Below are 5,012 nucleotides of genomic sequence, written 5' to 3' on the forward strand. Positions count from 1 at the left end.
GGAATTCGTCGCCTAGCCGACAAGTATCGCCGGCTTTGTCGAGTCCGCCACAAGGCGTTCGGCCCGGTTCCTGCTGCACTCACACGTAAACCATTGAAGCATATGCAGAGATTTTCCCTCCACTCGTCAGTTAGCTGCAGGCTCGGTCATGCCGGCACGGCCAGCAGTTCGCCAATCGAACCAGATCGTCGGCAGCAGCGAAGGTGAAGGCCCACCCGACGCGGTCTCGGCTGCGCAACTTGATCTTTTCCTGCCCGGCGACCGTCTTCATCCAGCCGAACGCCTCCTCGATTGACGAAGCCCTCCGCAAATAGACCATGTCGGCGCAAAGCGTGATCGCCTGCGGCCGTTCACCGTTGGGCCAGCTTCCGAATGCGGCGAATCGGATGGTCGCGTCGTACCCGCGCCTCAAGGTCCACGTCGCTGAAGTTCGCCTTTCTGGTCGTCTCCGCCTCGCATGCATCTGTCTCCGAATCCATCCGGAGACAATGAATCGTCCTTGCAAACCGATGGCGAGTACCTTTTGCAAGGCCCTGCTAGGTCTCGCGCTTCGGGCCAAGCAAGAACACTGTCAGGGCGGCAAGGCACGTTGCAACCGCGCTGTATCCAAACACACTGACAAGGCTGACATGATACGCCAATAGTCCGCCGAAGCTCGCGCCCGCTGCGATGGCCACCTGGAACGTTGCGGTCATCAGCACACCGGCGCTTTCGGCCTGCCCGGGGGCGGCGCGCAGCACCACCCAGGTTTGCAACGCCACCGGCACAGCCCCGAAGGCAAAACCCCAAAGGAGAACCGCGACCGTCGCTGCCAAGGCCGATGCTCCGACCATCACCAGCGACGCAGCGGCTATCGCGATGAGCAGGGGCGCCAGGGCCGCGATCGCCTTGAGGCTATACCGTGCCAGGAAGCTGCCGGCAAAATTGCCGAAAAGGCCGACAACGCCAAAGGCGAGCAACACTCGCCAGATCGTGTCTGAGTCGAGCGCGGGAACCTGCTCGAGGAACGGTCGCATATACGTCAGGCCGGCGAAGTGGCCGGAAGCGGCCAGCAGGATCACCACAAGCGCAACCTTGATCGTAGGATCGTTGGCCACGTTCAGCAGACTGCGCAAGCTCTTAACTCCAACCGGAGGCAACCTCGGAATGCTCATGAGCTGCACGACCAGTGTAGCGGCGCCAAGCGCTGCGACGATAATGAAGGGGGCCTGCCATCCCCACCTGTCGCCGACGTAGACCCCGAACGGGCCCGCGCAAACGTGAGCGATGGAAACCCCAGTGAGAATGACCAATAGGGCGCGCGGCAGCAGGTGACTTGGAACGAGCCGCCCAGCGAGCGATGCCGAAATCGACCAAAAGCCTCCGAGAGCTATGCCAAGGACTACGCGTCCGGTCAGGAGAAGCGGCAGCGACCACGCGAGGGCCGACAAAACGTTCGACAGGATCTGCAGCAGCGTCATCGCGCAGATTATGGTCCTGCGGTCCAGGCGCTTAGTTATGAGGGCCATGGTCGGCGCTGCGATCGCCGCCGCGATCGCGGTCGCCGTAAGCGCCTGTCCAGCCTCACCCGCGGTAACGCCCAGACCATGCATAAGCGGCGTCAGCACGGCGGCAGGCAGAACCTCTGCCGTCGCTAGCCCGAACGTGCCCAAGGCAAGCGAAATGACCGCACCCCATGCGCGACCGGAGCGTTCATCGGGCTTTTCTGGGCCGTGCAGAACAGCTTCCATGCCGCTTGTCGCGTATTGGGTCACGAATGGGGACTCCAGTGTGGATACGCCGCGGCATGGGGCGGCCAGGTTTATTCCGTTCTAAACCAGCGCTTTTCCCGCCGCCGTTGCACTGAGGAGGGGATGTTCATCGCTTCGCGATATTTTGTGACGGTGCGTCGTGCGACGTCGACACCGGTTTCCTTGAGCCGGAGAGCGATGTCCTCGTCAGAAAGCACCTCTTTGGGCTTTTCCAGCGCTATGATAGCCTTGATCCGGTGACGAACCGCCTCGGCTGAGTGCGGGTCGCCGCCCTGCGAGGAGGCGATCGGGGCGGTGAAAAAATACTTCAGTTCGAACACGCCACGCGGGGTATGCATGTATTTGTTCGATGTCACCCGGCTCACCGTCGACTCATGCATGTCGATCGCGTCAGCGACAGTCTTCAGTGTGAGGGGCCGCAGGTGATCGACGCCACGTTCCAAGAAGTCATCTTGCTGGCGGACTATTTCAGCTGCAACTTTCAGGATCGTCTTGGCGCGCTGATCGAGGCTGCGGATGAGCCAGTTCGCGTTTTCGAGGCAATCGTTGAGAAAAGCTTGATCTTTCGACCCTTTGGGCGTCAAGCGTGAGACTTCGGCGAAATAGTCCTGATTGATCAATATTTTGGGCAGCGTATCTGGATCAAGCTCTATATGCCATCCACCTCCGGGCGAGGCCGTGACCCAGACGTCGGGCATTTTGTATTGGGGCTGTCCGGATTGGAATTGGTTTCCAGGCTTTGGGTCGAGCGCACGGATTTCATGCAACATCTCGAGCAGGTCGTCCTCGTCAACGCCGCAACGCTGCCTCAAGGTCTGAAAATCACGTCGTGCGAGCATGTCAAGATTGGCAACCAAAGCTGCCATCGCGGGGTCGAACCGGTCTCGCTGGCGCAACTGTATCGTCAGGCATTCGCTGAGAGTTCTCGCAAAAATCCCGGGTGGATCAAATCGTTGCAAGGTTCCGAGAACCCGTTCCATCTCAGCCTCGTGGATGTTCAGGCTGCTGGCCAGATCGGCAAGGTCCACGCGGAGGTACCCGGTGTCTTCAAGGTCAGCTGCAAGCAGGCCAGCAATCAGCCGCTCCTGCGGTGTAAATGGGGTGAGGGCGATCTGGTGAGCGACATGGCCATGCAATGTTTCAGCGAAAGCGGCAAAATCCTCGACGGCAGAGCCATTGCCCCTCACATCGTTTCTCGTGTTGCGCTCTGATTTCCGTTGCCCCACCCGATTCAGGGAACCGGCCCTGATCGGACCGTCAGCGTTGTTGCTGCCTGCCCCGTCCTGCGGATTCCTCTCCGAATGCCAGGAATCGCCGACAGGCCCCTCGTCGCGTGGCGCAGTTTCCAGCAGCGGGTTCTTCTCGAGTTCACGCTCCACGTACTGGTGCAGTTCGGTATGCGCCAGTTGCAGCAAGCGTATCGACTCAATGAGTTGAGGCGATACCACCATGGACTGCTGCTGGTGCGGAAACAGGCTTGCTGTGGGTTGCATGGTTAGCGCGAATCCTCTCGAGGAACCCCTTGGGGCTTTGAAACGTCGCCTTCTCTAGGGCGCACCGCGTCTGGAGAGCCTCAGGCGAGGCGCTTCGGAGTCTTGTATCTTTGCATCGCTCATGCGGCGGCCTTCAGCGTTTCAAGAACGTTCTGCGGGGACGAGACGCCGTAGGGGTCGGTCTCGCAGTTGTCCGAGAAGCCTTCCTCTTCGAACCACTTTTCCACCACGCCATTCTCAATCAGGGCCGCGTAGCGCCAGGACCGCATGCCAAAGCCGAGATTATCCTTGGCGACCAGCATGCCCATCTTGCGCGTGAACTCGCCTGAGCCGTCCGGGATGAGTTCGACCTTCTCCAGTCCCAAGGACTTCGCCCACGCGTTCATGACGAACGCATCGTTGACGGAGATGCAGTAGATCGCGTCAATTCCCTCCTTCTGAAACTCGTCATAGAGATCTTCGAAATTGGGCAGTTGGTAAGTCGAGCAGGTCGGGGTGAAGGCGCCAGGAAGCGAGATCAGGATGACGCGCTTGCCGCTGAAATAGTCGTCCGAGGTCCTTTCTTCCCAGCGGTATGGATTTGGCCCCTGGACTGAATCGTCGCGAATACGCGTGAGAAAGGTGACGAAGGGAACCTTCTTTTGAAGGGTCATCAATATTGCTCCTTTAAATGAACGGCGACGCATTGCTTCTCGGTTAACTGACGCAACACCGGGCTGGGCTGGCTCGCCGAACGAGACGAGGCCCTCGGCCGCTGCCGATTTTTCTGGTTGTATGGGGACGTGCCGGCTCCTGCTCTCGTCCCCCGACGAGATCGACGGGAGTTAGCTGCCTTAGCTGTTTGACTGATCGTTTCACCGCTACGATCGAGCGCAGGACAGGTACCGAGCACGGAGCTGTGGAAGATGGAGCCGTGTCCCGCTGTTCAGCTGGAATAGGCACGGCCTCTCTGGCCGTGGTATAGACCTTCGTATCAGCCATGATTGTAGTCGCTTCCTTCGTGCTTTGATGGGCTCTAACCGAAGAGAGCAAGCGCCATGCCAAGATCGTCCAGGCGGTGAATCTGACGAGTTTTGCAAAAGCCGTTTGATCTTGTGCAGGAGCACCGTGCCTGCACCGAGACATCGAGCGCGCCGAGAAAGCCGCTCCGTCCTCTGCTGTACAGCGGAGACATGCAGCATCTCCGCATCGGCTCGGGAAAGACGAAAAGCGCTCCAGACGGGCCGAACGAAGCATTGGCGCACACCGGCGGGGTACGGCAACTAGCGCGTGAGCCCTTGCCTCTGTCGTGTTCTTATGTGCGGCAGGCACGGAAATCTGCAAAGAGCACCGCTGTTGCAGCATCTCCGGTCGTGCGCTGTCGCGACTCCCCTGCTGAGGAACTCTTTGGCACCCTCCAGGGCTTCAGCAAGCGCACCGGTTCGGGCATGACCGAGATCGAGTTCGGCTCGGGTCTGGGGCGGTTTCGTGATTGAGATACCTTCGTTCGCTCTCCCTGTCGTTGCGTCCGAAACGAGACAACAATGTCGCAAGCCCGACCGAAAGGTTCGCTACGGCCGCGCCGCCGTTACCCGCAACTGGTGCAAACCCCGACCGTGCGCAATCGGCACGCAATTTGCTTCGACAAATTTGTCCGGGCGCACGTCAGTGTTCATGCAACTCAGCTGTGGCGAACCTGTACTTGCTGGATCATCACGGCGGTGCCTATGGACGAAGGACGACGCGACACCCTGCTAATTGAGTTAGCGACCAATTCATCCGCGCTTGC

The 5,012-nt window shown here is 59.7% G+C and carries 4 protein-coding genes and 1 pseudogene; 1 reads left to right on the plus strand and 4 read right to left on the minus strand.

Going from position 1 to position 5,012, the window contains the following annotated elements:
• Positions 1-146: 146 nt before the first annotated feature.
• From CKW40_RS45240 to CKW40_RS41910, 4 genes and pseudogenes are all read right to left on the minus strand, one after another.
• A pseudogene (locus CKW40_RS45240) lies at positions 147-292 on the minus strand (IS5/IS1182 family transposase); the annotation flags it as partial.
• A 244-nt stretch (positions 293-536) separates the two neighbouring features.
• A complete protein-coding gene (locus tag CKW40_RS41900; protein ID WP_095205333.1) occupies positions 537-1,754 on the minus strand; it encodes an MFS transporter in 1,218 nt (405 codons plus the stop codon).
• 47 nt (positions 1,755-1,801) lie between these two features.
• Positions 1,802-3,244: an RNA polymerase factor sigma-54 gene (rpoN, locus tag CKW40_RS41905; protein ID WP_095205334.1), complete on the minus strand. Its 1,443-nt coding sequence runs from the start codon at positions 3,242-3,244 to the stop codon at positions 1,802-1,804.
• A gap of 119 nt (positions 3,245-3,363) precedes the next feature.
• A complete protein-coding gene (locus CKW40_RS41910) occupies positions 3,364-3,897 on the minus strand; it encodes a peroxiredoxin (RefSeq protein ID WP_095205335.1) in 534 nt (177 codons plus the stop codon).
• Between the two features lie 519 nt (positions 3,898-4,416).
• Here CKW40_RS41910 and CKW40_RS43545 point away from each other — a divergent pair.
• The gene (locus tag CKW40_RS43545) at positions 4,417-4,719 is read left to right on the plus strand and encodes a hypothetical protein (RefSeq protein ID WP_143748526.1); all 303 of its coding nucleotides are present in this window, start codon (positions 4,417-4,419) and stop codon (positions 4,717-4,719) included.
• Positions 4,720-5,012 lie beyond the last annotated feature (293 nt).

This window comes from Mesorhizobium carmichaelinearum, from assembly GCF_900199455.1.
In the GTDB taxonomy this organism is placed as follows: Bacteria; Pseudomonadota; Alphaproteobacteria; order Rhizobiales; family Rhizobiaceae; genus Mesorhizobium; species Mesorhizobium carmichaelinearum.